The sequence below is a fragment of the Burkholderia pseudomultivorans genome (assembly GCF_001718415.1).
Taxonomy (GTDB): Bacteria; Pseudomonadota; Gammaproteobacteria; order Burkholderiales; family Burkholderiaceae; genus Burkholderia; species Burkholderia pseudomultivorans_A.
The window spans coordinates 259014-275764 of the sequence record NZ_CP013378.1 but is presented as its reverse complement, the minus strand read 5'-3'; the positions used below and the strand labels follow the sequence as shown (position 1 = coordinate 275764).

Sequence of the window (16751 nt, the reverse complement as noted above, 5' to 3'; positions counted from 1 at the left end):
ACCGTCGACTCCGCTTCCCCTTCCGCACCGCGTTGCCGTTAGCGCGAAAGAGGCGTGATTCTAGGCACCCGCAGCCAAACACGCAAGCGCTTTGTGAAAATAGTTTGAAAAAGCCGCCGTGCGCTGCCGCGCACGGCTGCTCTCGTCGGGCATACGACACGGCCGGTCTATATATAGAGCACCGTTACTTGCCCGCTGCGACCGCCTGCAGCCGGTCGACCGGAACCGCCTCGGCCATCGCCGAGTAGCCCGCATCGCTCGGATGAATGCCGTCGCCGCTGTCGTAGCGACGCTGGAGTACGCTCGGGCGAGCCGGATCGCGCAGCACCGCATCGAAATCGACCACGCCGTCGAACCCGCCGCCACTCCGGATCCACCGGTTCACCTCGAGCCGGATCGCCTCGCGCGCCGCCGGCAGCCCGGCCGGCGTCAGCGTCGCGCCGAACACCTTCACGCCTTGCCGGTGCGCTGCTTCGATCAGGCGCCGGTAGCCGTCGATCAGCGACGCCGCCGTGACCTGCGTATGCGGGTAGTCGCAATCGAGCCCCGCATGCGCCGGCATCGCGGCAAAATTGATGTCGTTGATGCCGATCAGCACGATCGCCGCCTTCACGCCCGCCCGCGACAGCGCATCACGCTCGAACCGGGAGGCCAGCGACGTCCCGTAGCACGGCGAGTCGCTGAGCAGACGGTTGCCGCTGATGCCGAGATTCACGACGCCGATCGAATCCGTCCCCGCCGCCGTCAGCCGTCGCGCCAGCGCGTCCGGCCAGCGCCGGTTCCGGTTCAGGCTCGAGCGCAGCCCGTCGGTGATCGAATCGCCGATCGCGGCGACGCTCGCGCGCGCCGAACCGGCCTCGACCGCCAGTTCGGTCACCCACGCATATTGGGTAAAACGGCTGCGGAACGCAGCGGCGCCGGCATCGTTCACGTGATCGCCCGGCGTCGACACATAATTGAGCTGGTTCGACACGCGGTGCCAGACGGTCATCCGCTGGTTCGCCCCCATATGGAGACTGACCGCGTACGGTCGCCCCGCCGACACCTCGATCGCGACCGGATCGCTTTCCAGTTCCTGGCCCGGCGCGAGCGTGACCGACGCGCGCCCGCCGAACCGCACCGGCACGGCCGCCGCGTCCGCGAGCGCCGCGCCTTCGCCGGCGCGCGCGAGGCTCGCCGCCTCGACGACCAGCGGCGCACGGCCATAGGCATTGCTCACCCGTATCCGCGCCGCCCGCCCGGACACCGTCGGATAAACGATCTGGCGCACCGTCCTCCCGGCCACGTCGGGCGCGCGATACAGCGGCGGCGGCGAAGCGAGGTCGGGAATCGGCTGCAGCGCGGTCGCCCACGCGGCCACCCATCCGGCCGGCGCAGCCGAGGCCGCGAGCGGCGACAGGAACACGGACGCGCCCAGCACGGCCGCGGCGAAACTGCTTCGGAATGACATCGGCAAAATCCTCATCGGAAAGCGGGCATTGTGCCGCAGAAGGCGGCCGCTTCGCGTCCCGCGCCGCATTCGGCTGGCCGATTGCGCCCCGACGTCCCTCGCCGACGTCCCTCGTTTACCCGCACCCGACCGGAAATCCGCAATAAATTTATTAACCGACCGGTCGGTTGGTTTATACTGCGCACACATTCACCCGGACGAGAGCCCTCGCCATGTACACGCAATCCCTCGACATCCCCGGCAACGTCGCGCCGCTCGACGCCACCGCCGAGTCGCCCGAGCAGGCGCGGTTCGACGCGGTCATGGCCGCGGACGGCAAGATCGAACCGCAGGACTGGATGCCCGACGCCTACCGCAAGACGCTGATCCGCCAGATCTCGCAGCACGCGCACTCGGAAGTGGTCGGCATGCTGCCCGAAGGCAACTGGATCTCGCGCGCGCCGAGCCTGAAGCGCAAGGCGATCCTGCTCGCGAAGGTGCAGGACGAAGCCGGCCACGGCCTCTACCTGTACAGCGCGGCCGAAACGCTCGGCGTGTCGCGCGATGCGCTGATCGACGCGCTGCATGCCGGCAAGGCCAAGTATTCGAGCATCTTCAACTATCCGACGCCGACCTGGGCCGACGTCGGCGTGATCGGCTGGCTGGTCGACGGCGCCGCGATCATGAACCAGATCCCGCTGTGCCGCTGCACGTACGGCCCCTATGCGCGCGCGATGATCCGCGTGTGCAAGGAAGAGTCGTTCCACCAGCGCCAGGGCTTCGACGCGCTGCTGTCGATGATGAAGGGCAGCGACGCGCAGCGCGCGATGGTGCAGCAGGCCGTGAACCGCTGGTGGTGGCCGGTGCTGATGATGTTTGGCCCGAGCGATGCCGATTCGGTCCACAGCAACCAGTCGGCGAAATGGGGCATCAAGCGGATCTCGAACGACGATCTGCGGCAGAAGTTCGTCGACGCGACGGTCGAGCAGGCGAAGGTGCTCGGCGTCACGCTGCCCGATCCCGACCTGAAGTGGAACGACGCGCGCGGCCACTACGATTACGGCGCGATCGACTGGGACGAATTCTGGCGCGTCGTCAACGGCGACGGCCCGTGCAACAAGGAACGCCTCGCCACGCGCGTGAAGGCGCACGAGGACGGCGCGTGGGTACGCGAAGCCGCGCTCGCGCATGAAGCGAAGCGCCGCGCGCGCGCCGAACAGCACGCCGCGTAAGCGGCCCGCGCCGGCGCCCGCGCGCCGGCATCCATCGAATTCGCAGCATTGCATCCGACCGGCACATGCGCCCGCGCGCGAGACGCCGGTCGACAGGAGAGAAAGATGAACAAGGAATGGCCGATCTGGGAAGTGTTCGTGCGCAGCAAGCAGGGCCTCGACCACAAACACTGCGGCAGCCTGCACGCGGCCGACGCGACGATGGCGCTGCGCATGGCGCGCGACGTCTACACGCGCCGCCAGGAAGGCGTGAGCATCTGGGTGGTGCCGTCGTCGGCGATCACCGCGTCGGATCCGAACGAGAAGGCCGAGATGTTCGAGCCGGCGGGCGACAAGATCTACCGTCACCCGACCTTCTACACGCTGCCCGACGAAGTCAACCACATGTAACGCCCGCGCCATGACGATCACGCCCGAACACCTCTCCTACGTGCTGCGCCTCGCGGACAACGCGCTGATCCTCGGTCAGCGCAACGCCGAATGGTGCGGCCACGGCCCGATCCTCGAGGAAGACATCGCGCTCACCAACATGAGCCTCGACCTCATCGGCCAGGCGCGCATGCTGTATACGCACGCGGCCGAGCTCGAGCGCCAGCTCAACGGCGCGGCGAAGACCGAGGACGATTACGCTTACTTCCGCACCGAACGCGAGTTCGCGAACTTCACGCTCGCCGAGCTGCCGCACTACGGCCCGCTCGCCGGCACCGCGCACGCCGACAAGGACTACGCGGTGACGATCGTGCGCAATTTCCTGTATGCGACGCTGATGCTGCACGTATGGAGCGCGCTCGAAACGTCGGCCGACGCGCAGCTCGCCGCGATCGCTGCGAAATCGGTGAAGGAAACGCGCTATCACGTGCAGCACGCACGCGAATGGCTGGTGCGCCTCGGCGACGGCACCGACGAATCGCATCGCCGCGCGCAGGCCGCGCTCGACTACCTGATGCCGTACACGCGCGAATGCTTCGCGCCCGACGCCGTCGACGCCGCGGTCGCCGCGCAGCAGATCGCCCCCGCGCTGGCCGACATCGAAGCCGCGTGGCGCGCGGACGTCGACGACGCACTCGCCGAAGCGACGCTGTCGATGCCGGCGCCCGTGCAGCACGTGACGACCGGCAAGCAGGGCGAGCACTCGGAGCATATGGGCTACCTGCTCGCGGAAATGCAGAGCCTCGCGCGCCAGCATCCCGGCGCGAGCTGGTAAGCGGCCGACGCCACGGAGCCCGACGATGTCCGTCCCGACCACCGCCCCCGCCCACGAAGCGCCCGCAGCGCGCCACGACGACGCGCTGCTCGCGCGCGCGTGGGACGTGCTCGAAGCCGTGCCCGACCCCGAGATTCCGGTCGTGTCGATCCGCGAACTCGGGATCCTGCGCGACGTCCGCCGCGCGGACGACGGCCTGCTCGAAGTCGTGATTACGCCGACCTACTCGGGCTGCCCGGCGATGTCGCAGATCGCCGAGGACATCGCCGCCGCGCTGCAGGCCGCCGGCCTGCCGCCGCACCGGATCGAGACGGTGCTCGCGCCCGCGTGGACGACCGACTGGATCACGCAGGAAGCGCGCGACAAGCTGCGCGCGTACGGCATCGCGCCGCCGGTCGGCCAGTGCGGCAGCGCCGCGCCGCGCGAGAACGTCGTGCGCTTCGTGCCGCGCCCCGTCGCGGCGCCCGTCTGCCCGCGCTGCGGCTCCGCGCGCACCGAACGTCTCGCGCAATTCGCGTCGACCGCCTGCAAGGCGCTGTATCGCTGCGTCGATTGCCGCGAACCCTTCGACTACTTCAAACCTTACTGACCGATATGGCGACCCCGCAATTTCATCCGCTGCGTATCCGCGACGTGCGGCCCGAGACCGCCGACGCCGTGACCGTCTCGTTCGATGTGCCGGCCGAGCTGCGCGACGCGTACCGCTTCACGCAGGGCCAGTTCGTCACGCTGAAGACCCACATCGACGGCGAGGAAACGCGCCGTTCGTATTCGATCTGCGTCGGCACGACCGACTACGACCGCGACGGCGAGCTGCGCATCGGCATCAAGCGCGTGCGCGGCGGCCGCTTCTCGAACTTCGCGTTCGACACGCTGAAGCCGGGCCACACGATCGACGTGATGACACCGGACGGCCGCTTCTTCACGCACCTGAACGCCGACCACGGCAAGCAGTACGTCGCGTTCTCCGGCGGCTCGGGGATCACGCCGGTGCTCGCGATCGTGAAGACGACGCTCGAACTCGAGCCGCGCAGCACGTTCACGCTGATCTACGGCAACCGCAGCGTCGACGCGATCATGTTCGCGGAGGAGCTGGAGGACCTGAAGAACCGCTACATGAACCGCTTCGTCCTGTATCACGTGCTGTCGGACGACCTGCAGGACGTCGAGCTGTTCAACGGCGTGCTCGACGAGGCGAAGTGCACGGCCTTCCTCGCCACGCTGGTGCCGGCCGACACGATCGACGAGGCGTTCATCTGCGGCCCCGCGCCGATGATGGACGCGGCCGAAGCCGCGCTGAAGGCGGCCGGCGTGCCGCCGGCCAAGGTGCACGTCGAGCGCTTCGGCTCGCCGCTGCCTCAGGCCGGCGTGCCGGTCGTCGAGATCACCGAGCAGACGCCCGCCGCCGACCTCGAAATCGTGCTCGACGGCAAGAAACGCAAGCTGCGCCTGCCGTACGAGGGCGTGAGCCTGCTCGATGTGGGCCTGCGCGCGGGCCTCGCGCTGCCTTACGCGTGCAAGGGCGGCGTGTGCTGCACGTGCCGCGCGAAGGTCGTCGAAGGCGAAGTCCGGATGGAAAAGAACTACACGCTGGAGGAGCAGGAAGTGAAGGACGGTTTCGTGCTCACCTGCCAGTGCCATCCGGTCAGCGACAAGGTGGTCGTCAGCTTCGACGAGCGTTGACCGGCGTCGCGTCGCGGCGCCCGGCGGTTTCTCGTCGTCACACATCTCGCTTACACTAGGGGCCGCCGGCCGGCTGGACACGTCTCGCAGCGTCCAGTCCGCCGGCGGTTTTCTTTTGCTGACGACAGGCCGATGAGTACCATTCACGTGATTCAGGGCGGCACCGCCGCCGCGTCGCTGCGCGAGGCGCTCGCGCAAGCCGGGCGCGACGAGCGCGTCGTCGGGCTGCTCGACGATCTCGGCGTCGGGCCGCTGAAGGGCGCCGACGAGGCGTCGGACACGCGCGCGTCGTTCTGGCAGCGCGTGCTCGGCGACCAGATTCCCGACTGGAAGGCGGAAGTCGAACAGGAATTCGCCCGCCTCGACCAGCTCGCGATGGACGCCGGCCAGGTGGTCGTGTGGCATGCGCCGAGCGTCGGCGACAAGCTGCTGCTGCGCCGCGTCGCCTATCACTTGCGCAACGTGCCGCAGCGCCTGAACGAGGTGCGGCTGTCCGCCGCCGACCTCGACGCGCCGCAGCGCGCCTCGCTCTCGCGCGCCGACCAAGCCTGCTCGACCGGCATGTTCGAGCCCGCGCAGCTGGCCCGCAAACGGCCGGCGGCCGCGCCGATCTCGGTGCTGCGCATCGGCCGCCTCGCGCTCGAATGGCAGGAAGCGAAGCATCTGAACGCCGAACTGCGCTATTGGGTCAGCAATACGATCAAGAGCGGCTACTACGCCGACCTCGACGCACTGATCCTCGCGCGCGCGGAAGCCGGCTGGCGGCCCGCGCGCCATCTCGTCGGCAGCATCATGGCCGACGCCGACCGCGGCGGCCTGTTCGTCAGCGACTCGATCGCCTGGTGGCGCTGCCGCGAACTCGCGGCGGCCGGCCGGCTCGAGCTGCAGGACGACGCGCCCGCCGCCCTCCCCACCACGCAGCTGCGCGCGGCAAGCGCGCACCGCTGATCTTCCGCATTCGACCATGGCCCGTACCCGAGCGCCCGACCACGAATCCCAGCGCGAGCAGATCCTCGATCTCGCCGCCGACAAATTCGCGCAAACGAGCTATCCGAGCACGTCGATGTCCGATCTCGCGACCGCGAGCGGCACCTCGAAGGCGCGCCTCTATCACTATTACGAGAGCAAGGAAGCGATCCTGTTCGACCTGCTCGACCGCTACACGAAGCGGCTGATGCTGATCATCGCGGAGGTCGAAGGCGCGAGCCAGCGGCGCGGCCTGACCGAGCGCGAGGCGTTCGCGGCGCTGGTGCGCGCGTTCCTCGCCGAATACGAGACCTCGCACAGCCGCCATGTCGCGCTGCTCAACGACGTGAAATACCTCGAGGACGCGCAGCGCGAAATCGTGCTCGACCGCCAGCGCGACATCGTCGCCGCATTCTCGCGCCAGCTCGCACGCGCGTATCCCGACCGCATTTCGAAGGAAAACCAGACGTCGGTGACGATGATGGTGTTCGGGATGATCAACTGGACCTTCACGTGGCTGAAGCCCGGCGGCCGGCTCGGCTACCGCGACTTCGCCGAACAGGTGATCGACATGATCGAGCGCGGGCTGTCGACGACGGGCTGAATGGCGCGGAGCAGCAAGCGTTGCGCGGCGGGTACACTGCGACAGCGCGCCGCAAATTTCATATGATGAATTATAAATTCCTTAAAAATCAATGATATAGCTTATTAACTAAGCGGATTTAGAATTCATCCTCAGTGAGACGTACGGGTTTTCCCGGATCCGGAGGCCCTCGGTCGGGTAAAATGCTGCTGCATTGCACAACCCGCTGTACGGTCACACACTGAGGAACCCACGATGAACACGCAATTCGACGGCTCGGCCGATGTTGTCGGCACGGCCGGCAGTGCGCCGGTTCTCGTCAGGGAACTGGCTTCCAAAGATCGTGAGCGCATGCTCACCCACTTTCTATCGCTCGACGAAGAGGACCGCCTGCTGCGCTTCGGCCAGATGGTGCCCGACCACGTGATCGAGAACTATGTCCGCACCATCGATTTCGGCCGCGACACCGTGTTCGGCGTATTCGACCATGCCCTCGAACTGGTCGGCGTCGGCCATCTGGCCTATCTGCCGGCCGAAGGCGACAAGCGCACGGCCGAGTTCGGCGTGTCGGTGCTCGAAAGCGCGCGCGGCCGCGGCGTCGGCACGAAGCTGTTCGAGCGCGCGGCGATCCGCAGCCGCAACACGCACGTGACGATGCTGTACATGCACTGCCTGTCGCGCAACGCGACGATGATGCACATCGCGAAGAAGTCCGGGATGCGGATCGAGTACGCATACGGCGAGGCCGATGCATACCTGTCGCTGCCGCCGGCCGACCACTCGACGATCATCGCCGAGATGCTGCAGGAACAGGCTGCGGTGTTCGACTACGCGCTCAAGCGTCAGGCGCACCGCACGTCGAAGTTCATCGAATCGCTGATGCCCGCCGCGCTGACGGCGTAATGTCGGCCAGCTGGGCGCCCCGCGGGCGTCCGGCCTTTCCCTTCCCCGCCTCCGCGCCCCGCGCTAGCGCACCGACCGGATCGGCAGCGCCGTCGTCTCCTTGAAGCATTCGAGCGAAAAGCTCGTCTTCACGTCGATTACCGACGGATGATGCAGCAGATGCTCCTGCACGAAGCGCGAGAAATGCGCCATGTCCTCGACCTGCACGCGCAGCAGGTAATCCATGTCGCCCGTCATCGCATGGCACGCGACCACCTCCGGCCACGCCTGCACGGCCGCGCGAAACAGCTCCGCATGGGTCGCGCCCGCGCGCGCCGAGGTTTCGTCGACGCGCACCGGCACGACGCCGCCGCGCTTCTCGAGCCGCACGCTCACGTACGCGAGCAGGTCGAGTCCGAGCTTCTGCGGGTCCAGCAGCGCGACGTAGCCGGTGATCACGCCGATTTCCTCGAGCCGCCGGATCCGCCGCAGGCAGGGGCTCGGCGACAGGTTCACGCGCTCGGCGATCTCCTGGTTCGACAGGCGGCCGTTCTCCTGAAGAATCGCCAGGATCCGCCGGTCGATGGCATCCAATTCGACTTGCGCCATCTTCTGCCCTCACAGGGTTATTTCAAGACTGGAAATTGCGCCATCGTAGGCACGGACGATGAAGTTCGCAAGTTTTCGCTCGCGGTCGCCCGCTACACTTTGTCGCACGGACTCATTCGTTGCGCGTCGCCGCGCATCACCCTCGACATGGGACCGGCGGCGGTTTCGCATCGCCCCGGCCGACTCAGGAGACAGAGCATGCAGATCCCCAACTGGGACAACCCCGTCGGCACCGACGGCTTCGAATTCATCGAATACACGGCACCGGACCCGAAAGCGCTCGGACAGCTGTTCGAACGGATGGGCTTCACCGCGATCGCGCGCCACCGCCACAAGGACGTGACGGTCTACCGCCAGGGCGACATCAACTTCATCATCAACGCCGAACCCGATTCGTTCGCGCAACGCTTCGCGCGGCTGCACGGCCCGTCGATCTGCGCGATCGCGTTCCGCGTGCAGGACGCGGCGAAGGCGTACAAGCACGCGCTCGAACTCGGCGCGTGGGGCTTCGACAACAAGACCGGCCCGATGGAGCTGAACATCCCGGCGATCAAGGGCATCGGCGATTCGCTGATCTATTTCGTCGACCGCTGGCGCGGCAAGAACGGCGCGCAGCCCGGCGCGATCGGCGACATCAGCATCTACGACGTCGACTTCGAGCCGATCCCGGGCGCGAATCCGAATCCGGTCGGCCACGGCCTGACCTACATCGACCACCTGACGCACAACGTGCATCGCGGCCGCATGCAGGAATGGGCGGAGTTCTACGAGCGCCTGTTCAACTTCCGCGAAGTGCGCTACTTCGACATCGAAGGCAAGGTGACGGGCGTGAAGTCGAAGGCGATGACCTCGCCGTGCGGCAAGATTCGCATCCCGATCAACGAGGAAGGTTCGGACACGGCCGGCCAGATCCAGGAATACCTCGACGCGTACCACGGCGAAGGGATCCAGCACATCGCGCTCGGCACGAACGACATCTATGGTGCGGTCGACGGCCTGCGCAGCAAGGAAGTGAAGCTGCTCGACACGATCGACACCTATTACGAGCTGGTCGACCGCCGCGTGCCGAACCACGGCGAATCGCTGGAAGAGCTGAAGAAGCGCAAGATCCTGATCGACGGCGCGCGCGACGACCTGCTGCTGCAGATCTTCACCGAGAACCAGATCGGGCCGATCTTCTTCGAGATCATCCAGCGCAAGGGCAACCAGGGCTTCGGCGAAGGCAACTTCAAGGCGCTGTTCGAATCGATCGAACTCGACCAGATCCGCCGAGGCGTCGTGCAGGACAAGGCCTGATACATCGGCGCGCGAACGTCCGGCACGCGGGCGTTCGCCGCATCGACGGCACAAAGAAAAAGGGCGGGAATCGCAGGATTCCCGCCCTTTCGTCATTTCGGCGCGGCCTGCCGGCCGCGCGAGCGGATCAACGCACGTTCGCCTTCGGCGCGGCGACGCGCGCGACGGACGGCTGCGCGTCGGCATCCTGCGCCGCCGCGATCTGGCGCATCTGCGAGCCGGCTGCCGCCAGTGCGCTCGCGCCTTGCGCGCGCACCGGGCCGGTCATCGAGAAAAACGCCGCGGACACGATCAGGAAACTCTGGATATGACGTGTGTTCATTGCACCTCCTGTAAAACTGCCGGCGCCTCCCCGGCCGCCTCGAAACGAATCGATACGGTCGGGCACCTCCGGCAGGCCGACAAGATTAACGGCATTTGCCCGCAGATGGGGCCAGCTTTACATGCTTTTACATGCTGTAACGTCCCCCCTTGCCCGCTGCGGTGGTGCACCGCGGTAATTTTGTCCGCACGCGGCGGGTTTATCCCAGTGCTACCATCACTTAAAACCGGCCAATATGCCGGCCACTGCCGACGCGTCCACAAGATGCCGAAGCAATCGACGTTTTGGTGATCCCAAACTGTGGGTGGAGGAGACTGTTAATGAATGCCCCGCTAGACGCAGGCCAACGCGCATCGCTCGAAGCCGCGCTGAAGTCCGTCACGCTTGACGACAAATACACGCTCGAACGCGGGCGCGCGTACATGAGCGGCATCCAGGCCCTCGTGCGCCTGCCGATGCTCCAGCAGGAACGCGACCGCGCCGCCGGCCTCAACACGGCCGGCTTCATCTCCGGCTATCGCGGCTCACCGCTCGGCGGCCTCGACCTGTCGCTCTGGAAGGCCAAGCAGCACCTGGCTGCCCATCAGATCGTCTTCCAGCCCGGCCTCAACGAAGATCTCGCCGCGACCGCCGTGTGGGGCTCGCAGCAGGTCAACCTGTATCCCGGCGCGAAGTACGACGGCGTGTTCGGCATGTGGTACGGCAAGGGCCCGGGCGTCGACCGCACCGGCGACGTCTTCAAGCACGCGAACTCGGCCGGCTCGTCGAAGCACGGCGGCGTGCTGGTGCTCGCCGGCGACGACCACGCGGCGAAATCGTCGACGCTCGCGCACCAGTCGGAGCACATCTTCAAGGCCTGCGGGCTGCCGGTGCTGTTCCCGTCGAACGTGCAGGAATATCTCGATTTCGGCCTGCATGGCTGGGCGATGAGCCGCTATTCGGGCCTGTGGGTCGCGCTCAAGTGCGTGACCGACGTCGTCGAATCGTCGGCATCGGTCGATATCGACCCGCACCGCACCGAGATCGTGCTGCCGACCGATTTCGTCCTGCCCGAAGGGGGCCTGAACATCCGCTGGCCCGACCCGCCGCTCGTGCAGGAAGCACGGCTGCTCGACTACAAGTGGTACGCGGCGCTCGCCTACGTGCGCGCGAACAAGCTCGACCGGATCGAGATCGATTCGCCGAACGCGCGCTTCGGCATCATGACGGGCGGCAAGGCGTATCTCGACGTGCGCCAGGCGCTGACCGACCTCGGCCTCGACGACGAAACCTGCGCGCGCATCGGCATCCGGCTCTACAAGGTCGGCTGCGTCTGGCCGCTCGAAGCGCAGGGCGCGCAGGCGTTCGCACGCGGCCTCGACGAAATCCTGGTCGTCGAGGAAAAGCGCCAGATCCTCGAATACGCGATCAAGGAAGAGCTGTACAACTGGCCGGACGCGCAGCGCCCGCGCGTGTACGGCAAGTTCGACGAGAAGGACGGCGCCGGCGGCGAATGGTCGGTGCCGATGGGCAACTGGCTGCTGCCCGCGCACTACGAGCTGTCGCCCGCGATCATCGCGAAGGCGATCGCGACGCGCCTCGACAAGTTCGAGCTGCCGTCGGACGTGCGCGCGCGCATCGCCGCGCGCATCGCCGTAATCAACGCGAAGGAAATGGCGCTCGCGAAGCCGCACGTGCAGACCGAGCGCAAGCCGTGGTTCTGCTCGGGCTGCCCGCACAACACGTCGACCAACGTGCCGGAAGGCTCGCGCGCGATCGCCGGCATCGGTTGCCACTACATGACCGTGTGGATGGACCGCAACACGAGCACCTTCAGCCAGATGGGCGGCGAAGGCGTGCCGTGGATCGGCCAGGCGCCGTTCACCGACGAAAAGCACGTGTTCGCGAACCTCGGCGACGGCACCTACTTCCACTCGGGCCTGCTGGCCGTGCGCGCGGCGATCTCGTCGAAGGCGAACATCACGTACAAGATCCTGTACAACGATGCCGTCGCAATGACGGGCGGCCAGCCGGTCGACGGCGTGCTGACCGTCCCGCAGATCACGCATCAGCTCGCGTCCGAAGGCGCGAAGAAGATCGTGATCGTCACCGACGAGCCGGAAAAGTACGACGACAAGAAGGCGCTGCTCGCGCCGGGCGTGACGATCCACCATCGCGACCAGCTCGACGACGTGCAGCGCGAACTGCGCGAGATCGAAGGCACGACGATCCTGATCTACGACCAGACCTGCGCGACCGAGAAGCGCCGCCGCCGCAAGCGCGGCGCGTATCCGGACCCGGCCAAGCGCGTCGTGATCAACGACGCGGTGTGCGAAGGCTGCGGCGACTGCTCGGTGCAGTCGAACTGCCTGTCGGTCGAGCCGCTGGAAACCGAATTCGGCACGAAGCGCCAGATCAACCAGTCGAGCTGCAACAAGGACTTCTCGTGCCTGAAGGGCTTCTGCCCGAGCTTCGTCACGGTCGAGGGCGGCCAGTTGAAGAAGCCGAAGGCGGTTTCGGTCGACGGCAGCGCGCTGCCGCCGATCCCCGAGCCGACGCTGCCGGCGATCGAACGCGCGTACGGCGTGCTCGTCACCGGCGTCGGCGGCACTGGCGTCGTGACGATCGGCGCGCTGCTCGGGATGGCCGCGCACCTGGAAAACAAGGGCGTGACCGTGCTCGACGTGACCGGCCTCGCACAGAAGGGCGGCGCCGTGATGAGCCACGTGCAGATCTCGCATGCGCCGACCGACATCCACGCGACGCGGATCGCGATGGGCGAAGCGGATCTCGTGATCGGCTGCGACGCGATCGTCACGGCCGGCGACGAGTGCACGTCGCGGATGCGGTACGACGCGACGCGCGTGGTCGTCAACAGCGCGCAGACGCCGACTGCCGAGTTCATCAAGAACCCGAACTGGGCGTTCCCGGGCACTTCCGCCGAACGCGACATCCGCGCGGCGGCCGGCGACCGCGTCGACTTCGTCGATGCGAACCGCTTCGCGGTCGCGCTGCTCGGCGACGCGATCTACACGAACCCGTTCGTGCTCGGCTACGCGTGGCAAAAGGGCTGGCTGCCGCTGACGCTCGCGTCGCTCGAACGCGCGATCGAGCTGAATGCGGTGTCGGTGGATAAGAACCGCGCCGCGTTCGACTGGGGCCGCCGCGCCGCTCACGATCTCGCGAGCGTGCAGCAGGCCGCGGCCGGCGACGCGCGTCCGGCGCAAGGCGCGACCGTGATCGCGCTGCACACGAAGAAGGCGGTCGATGCGCTGATCGCCAAGCGCGTCGAATTCCTGACTGCGTACCAGAACGCCGCGTACGCGGCGCGCTATGCGGCATTCGTCGACAAGGTGCGCGCGGCCGAGCGTGCGCTGGCGGATGGCGACATGCAGGAGCCGCTGACCGAGGCGGTCGCACGCAACCTGTTCAAGCTGATGGCGTACAAGGACGAATACGAGGTCGCGCGGCTGCAGTCGGATCCGGCGTTCCTCGCGCGCCTGTCCGCGCAGTTCGAAGGCGACTGGAAGCTGAAGTTCCACCTCGCGCCGCCGCTGCTCGCGAAGAAGGACGCGCACGGCCATCTGGTGAAGAAGGCGTACGGCCCGTGGATGATGTCGGCGTTCCGGCTGCTCGCGAAAGCGAAATTCCTGCGCGGCACCGGCCTCGATCCGTTCGGCCGCACCGAGGAGCGTCGCACCGAGCGTGCGCTGATCGGCGAATACCAGGCGCTGATCGACGAGGTGCTGGCAAAGCTGAACGCGGCCAACCGCCCGCTCGCGCTCGAACTGGCGGCGCTGCCGGACGGCATCCGCGGCTACGGTCACGTGAAGGAGAACAACCTGCGCGCGGTACGCGTGAAGTGGAACACGCTGCTCGCGCAATGGCGTTCGCCGACGGGCGGCCAGACGCGCCAGCAGGTCGCGTAGCCGCGACGCGCGGCGGGCGTTCGCGGTCCGGACGTCCGCCGCGCTTGCCGTACCGACGGATCGCGATAAAAAAAGCCACGGAACGCAGGGTTCCGTGGCTTTTTCGTTGCGCCGCGCCGATGGCGCGGCACACGCGAGCGCTTACTTCGTGTTCACGTTCGCGGCGGCAACGGCCGTCATGTTGATGATCCGGCGCACGGTCGCGGCCGGCGTCAGGATGTGGACCGGCTTCGCCGCGCCGAGCAGGAACGGGCCGACCGTCACGCCTTCGCCGCCGACCATCTTCAGCAGGTTGTACGCGATGTTCGCCGCTTCGACGTTCGGCATGATCAGCAGGTTCGCTTCGCCCGACAGCGTGGTGCCCGGGAACGCGGCCTTGCGGACCGCTTCGGACAGCGCCGCGTCGCCGTGCATTTCGCCGTCGACTTCCAGCTCCGGCGCGCGTTCGACGATCAGCTTGCGGGCGTCGGCCATCCGGCGCGACGACGCCGACGGCGCGCTGCCGAAGTTCGAGTTCGACAGCAGCGCGGCCTTCGGCACGATGCCGAAGCGCTCGATCTCGGCGGCGGCCTGGATCGTCATGTCGGCGAGCTGTTCGGCGCTCGGCAGTTCGTTCACGTACGTGTCGCAGACGAACAGGTTGCGGCCCGGCAGCATCAGCAGGTTCATCGCCGCGAAGTGCTCGGCGCCCTTCGCGCGGCCCAGCACCTGCTCGATGAACTTCAGGTGGCTGTGGTACGTGTCGATCATCCCGCAGATCATCCCGTCCGCGTCGCCCAGGTGCACGAGCATCGCGCCGATCAGCGTGTTGAACTTGCGCAGCGCGGCCTTCGCGACTTCCGGCGTCACGCCGTCGCGCGCACCGATCTCGTGGTACGCCTGCCAGTAGCGGTGGTAGCGCGTGTCGTCTTCCGGATTGACGATCTCGAAATCGACGCCCGCCTTCAGCTTCGAGCCGATCTTCGCGAGACGCATCTCGACGACCGACGGACGGCCGATGATGATCGGCTTCGCGATCTTCTCGAGCAGCACGAACTGCGCGGCGCGCAGCACGCGCTCGTCCTCGCCCTCGGCGAACACGATGCGGGCCTCGGCCTTCTTCGCGGTCGCGAACACCGGGCGCATCACCATGCCGGTGCGGTAGACGGTCGCGCCGAGCTGCTCGCGGTACGCGTCCATGTCCTGGATCGGACGCGTGGCGACGCCCGAATCCATCGCGGCCTGGGCCACGGCCGGCGCGATCTTGATGATCAGGCGCGGATCGAACGGCTTCGGAATCAGGTACTCCGGCCCGAATTCGAGCGAATGGCCTTCATAGGCCTTGGCGACTTCCTCGCTCTGGTCGGTTTCCTCGGCCAGCTCGGCGATCGCGCGCACGCAGGCGAGCTTCATCTCTTCGGTGATCGTCGTCGCGCCGACGTCGAGCGCACCGCGGAAGATGAACGGGAAGCACAGCACGTTGTTGACCTGGTTCGGGTAGTCCGAACGGCCGGTCGCGACGATCGCGTCCGGGCGCACGGCCTTCGCGTCTTCCGGGCGGATTTCCGGTTCCGGGTTCGCGAGCGCCAGGATCAGCGGCTTGTCGGCCATCGTCTTGACCATGTCCTGCTTCAGCACGCCCGCGCTCGAGCAGCCGAGGAACACGTCGGCCCCGTGGATCGCGTCGGCCAGCGAGCGCGCGTCGGTGGTCGCCGCGTAGCGCTGCTTCGACGGGTCGAGATTGCCGCGGCCTTCGTAGATCACGCCCTTCGAGTCGGCGACGAGGATGTTCGACTTCGTCAGGCCGAGGTTCACCAGCAGGTCCAGGCAGGCGATCGCCGCGGCGCCGGCGCCCGAGCACACGAGCTTCACCTCGGACAGCTTCTTGCCGACCACCTTCAGGCCGTTCAGGATCGCGGCCGACGCGATGATCGCGGTGCCGTGCTGGTCGTCGTGGAAGACCGGGATCTTCATGCGCTCGCGCAGCTTCTGCTCGATGTAGAAGCACTCCGGCGCCTTGATGTCCTCGAGGTTGATGCCGCCGAGCGTCGGCTCGAGCATCGCGATCGCCTCGACGAGCTTGTCGGGGTCGGACTCCGACAGTTCGATGTCGAACACGTCGATGCCCGCGAACTTCTTGAACAGGCAGCCCTTGCCTTCCATCACCGGCTTCGCGGCGAGCGGGCCGATGTTGCCGAGGCCGAGCACCGCGGTGCCGTTGGTCACGACGCCGACGAGGTTGCCGCGCGACGTGTACTTCTGCGCGTCGAGCGGATCGGCGTGGATCGCCTCGCACGCGGCCGCGACGCCGGGCGAATAGGCGAGCGACAGATCGAGCTGGTTCGACAGCGGCTTGGTCGGCGTGACCGAAATCTTGCCGGGTTTCGGGTTCTGGTGATAGGCGAGTGCGGCCTGTTTCAGTTGTTCGTCCATGATTGACCTGCGAGCGACTTACGGAATTGTGACGACCCGGTACACAGCATCTCGAGCCGCGTCTGCTTGAATCGAACGGATAATCGACTGCGAGACGGCCGCGACGCGCCCGATCGGCACGCCATCGAACCTTGGCGGGTGGCAAGAAGGAGATGCAAAGTACGGAACGATTTCTAAGGGTCGCTTAGTGTACACCCCCGTGGATGACACGCGTTGCTGCGACAC

14 protein-coding genes are annotated in these 16751 nt (G+C 67.0%); 10 read left to right on the top strand and 4 right to left on the bottom strand.

The genetic code is table 11. The features are described from left to right. Positions 1-184: 184 nt before the first annotated feature. Positions 185-1450, bottom strand: a complete 1266-nt coding sequence (locus WS57_RS14205) for an SGNH/GDSL hydrolase family protein (RefSeq protein WP_069244437.1) — start codon at positions 1448-1450, stop codon at positions 185-187. A gap of 212 nt (positions 1451-1662) precedes the next feature. On the opposite strand from WS57_RS14205, the gene paaA reads away from it, so the two are divergent. The 8 genes from paaA (at position 1663) to WS57_RS14165 (ending at position 8000) form a co-directional block, all read left to right on the top strand. Then, positions 1663-2661: a 1,2-phenylacetyl-CoA epoxidase subunit PaaA gene (paaA, locus tag WS57_RS14200; RefSeq protein ID WP_069244436.1), complete on the top strand. Its 999-nt coding sequence runs from the start codon at positions 1663-1665 to the stop codon at positions 2659-2661. 105 nt (positions 2662-2766) lie between these two features. Beyond that, entirely contained in the window at positions 2767-3051 is a 285-nt protein-coding gene (gene paaB, locus WS57_RS14195) for a 1,2-phenylacetyl-CoA epoxidase subunit PaaB (protein ID WP_006401299.1), read from the top strand. 10 nt (positions 3052-3061) lie between these two features. Continuing rightward, positions 3062-3865, top strand: a complete 804-nt coding sequence (paaC, locus tag WS57_RS14190) for a 1,2-phenylacetyl-CoA epoxidase subunit PaaC (protein WP_040126478.1) — start codon at positions 3062-3064, stop codon at positions 3863-3865. 25 nt (positions 3866-3890) lie between these two features. Further along, positions 3891-4454 (top strand): 1,2-phenylacetyl-CoA epoxidase subunit PaaD, encoded by a 564-nt coding sequence (gene paaD, locus WS57_RS14185; protein WP_040126477.1) that lies wholly within the window; start codon positions 3891-3893, stop codon positions 4452-4454. A 5-nt stretch (positions 4455-4459) separates the two neighbouring features. After that, the gene (paaE, locus tag WS57_RS14180) at positions 4460-5548 is read left to right on the top strand and encodes a 1,2-phenylacetyl-CoA epoxidase subunit PaaE (RefSeq protein WP_069244435.1); all 1089 of its coding nucleotides are present in this window, start codon (positions 4460-4462) and stop codon (positions 5546-5548) included. A gap of 132 nt (positions 5549-5680) precedes the next feature. Beyond that, the gene (locus tag WS57_RS14175) at positions 5681-6496 is read left to right on the top strand and encodes a DUF1835 domain-containing protein (RefSeq protein WP_069244434.1); all 816 of its coding nucleotides are present in this window, start codon (positions 5681-5683) and stop codon (positions 6494-6496) included. Between the two features lie 16 nt (positions 6497-6512). Further along, entirely contained in the window at positions 6513-7118 is a 606-nt protein-coding gene (locus WS57_RS14170; RefSeq protein ID WP_009691332.1) for a TetR/AcrR family transcriptional regulator, read from the top strand. 234 nt (positions 7119-7352) lie between these two features. Then, positions 7353-8000 carry a GNAT family N-acetyltransferase gene (locus WS57_RS14165; RefSeq protein WP_009691331.1) on the top strand — a complete coding sequence of 216 codons (648 nt, stop codon included), beginning with the start codon at positions 7353-7355 and terminating at the stop codon, positions 7998-8000. A 63-nt stretch (positions 8001-8063) separates the two neighbouring features. On the opposite strand, the gene WS57_RS14160 is transcribed toward WS57_RS14165, so the two are convergent. Then, entirely contained in the window at positions 8064-8588 is a 525-nt protein-coding gene (locus WS57_RS14160) for an Lrp/AsnC family transcriptional regulator (protein WP_040126474.1), read from the bottom strand. A 198-nt stretch (positions 8589-8786) separates the two neighbouring features. Here WS57_RS14160 and hppD point away from each other — a divergent pair, with 198 nt between their 5' ends. Beyond that, positions 8787-9884 (top strand): 4-hydroxyphenylpyruvate dioxygenase, encoded by a 1098-nt coding sequence (hppD, locus tag WS57_RS14155; RefSeq protein WP_040126473.1) that lies wholly within the window; start codon positions 8787-8789, stop codon positions 9882-9884. Positions 9885-10011: 127 nt separating this feature from the next. On the opposite strand, the gene WS57_RS14150 is transcribed toward hppD, so the two are convergent. After that, positions 10012-10206: a hypothetical protein gene (locus WS57_RS14150; RefSeq protein WP_009691327.1), complete on the bottom strand. Its 195-nt coding sequence runs from the start codon at positions 10204-10206 to the stop codon at positions 10012-10014. 320 nt (positions 10207-10526) lie between these two features. On the opposite strand from WS57_RS14150, the gene WS57_RS14145 reads away from it, so the two are divergent. Continuing rightward, on the top strand, positions 10527-14114 hold the full coding sequence (locus WS57_RS14145) for an indolepyruvate ferredoxin oxidoreductase family protein (protein WP_069244433.1): 3588 nt from the start codon (positions 10527-10529) through the stop codon (positions 14112-14114). 141 nt (positions 14115-14255) lie between these two features. Here WS57_RS14145 and WS57_RS14140 read toward each other — a convergent pair whose 3' ends face one another. After that, on the bottom strand, positions 14256-16526 hold the full coding sequence (locus tag WS57_RS14140) for an NADP-dependent malic enzyme (RefSeq protein ID WP_059478105.1): 2271 nt from the start codon (positions 16524-16526) through the stop codon (positions 14256-14258). Positions 16527-16751 lie beyond the last annotated feature (225 nt).

Bases quoted from the DNA above. Each gene is read 5' to 3' on its own strand.
- WS57_RS14205 (WP_069244437.1), bottom strand. From the start codon at position 1,450: ATGTCATTCCGAAGCAGTTTCGCCGCGGCCGTGCTGGGCGCGTCCGTG.
- paaA (WP_069244436.1), top strand. From the start codon at position 1,663: ATGTACACGCAATCCCTCGACATCCCCGGCAACGTCGCGCCGCTCGAC.
- paaB (WP_006401299.1), top strand. From the start codon at position 2,767: ATGAACAAGGAATGGCCGATCTGGGAAGTGTTCGTGCGCAGCAAGCAG.
- paaC (WP_040126478.1), top strand. From the start codon at position 3,062: ATGACGATCACGCCCGAACACCTCTCCTACGTGCTGCGCCTCGCGGAC.
- paaD (WP_040126477.1), top strand. From the start codon at position 3,891: ATGTCCGTCCCGACCACCGCCCCCGCCCACGAAGCGCCCGCAGCGCGC.
- paaE (WP_069244435.1), top strand. From the start codon at position 4,460: ATGGCGACCCCGCAATTTCATCCGCTGCGTATCCGCGACGTGCGGCCC.
- WS57_RS14175 (WP_069244434.1), top strand. From the start codon at position 5,681: ATGAGTACCATTCACGTGATTCAGGGCGGCACCGCCGCCGCGTCGCTG.
- WS57_RS14170 (WP_009691332.1), top strand. From the start codon at position 6,513: ATGGCCCGTACCCGAGCGCCCGACCACGAATCCCAGCGCGAGCAGATC.
- WS57_RS14165 (WP_009691331.1), top strand. From the start codon at position 7,353: ATGAACACGCAATTCGACGGCTCGGCCGATGTTGTCGGCACGGCCGGC.
- WS57_RS14160 (WP_040126474.1), bottom strand. From the start codon at position 8,588: ATGGCGCAAGTCGAATTGGATGCCATCGACCGGCGGATCCTGGCGATT.
- hppD (WP_040126473.1), top strand. From the start codon at position 8,787: ATGCAGATCCCCAACTGGGACAACCCCGTCGGCACCGACGGCTTCGAA.
- WS57_RS14150 (WP_009691327.1), bottom strand. From the start codon at position 10,206: ATGAACACACGTCATATCCAGAGTTTCCTGATCGTGTCCGCGGCGTTT.
- WS57_RS14145 (WP_069244433.1), top strand. From the start codon at position 10,527: ATGAATGCCCCGCTAGACGCAGGCCAACGCGCATCGCTCGAAGCCGCG.
- WS57_RS14140 (WP_059478105.1), bottom strand. From the start codon at position 16,526: ATGGACGAACAACTGAAACAGGCCGCACTCGCCTATCACCAGAACCCG.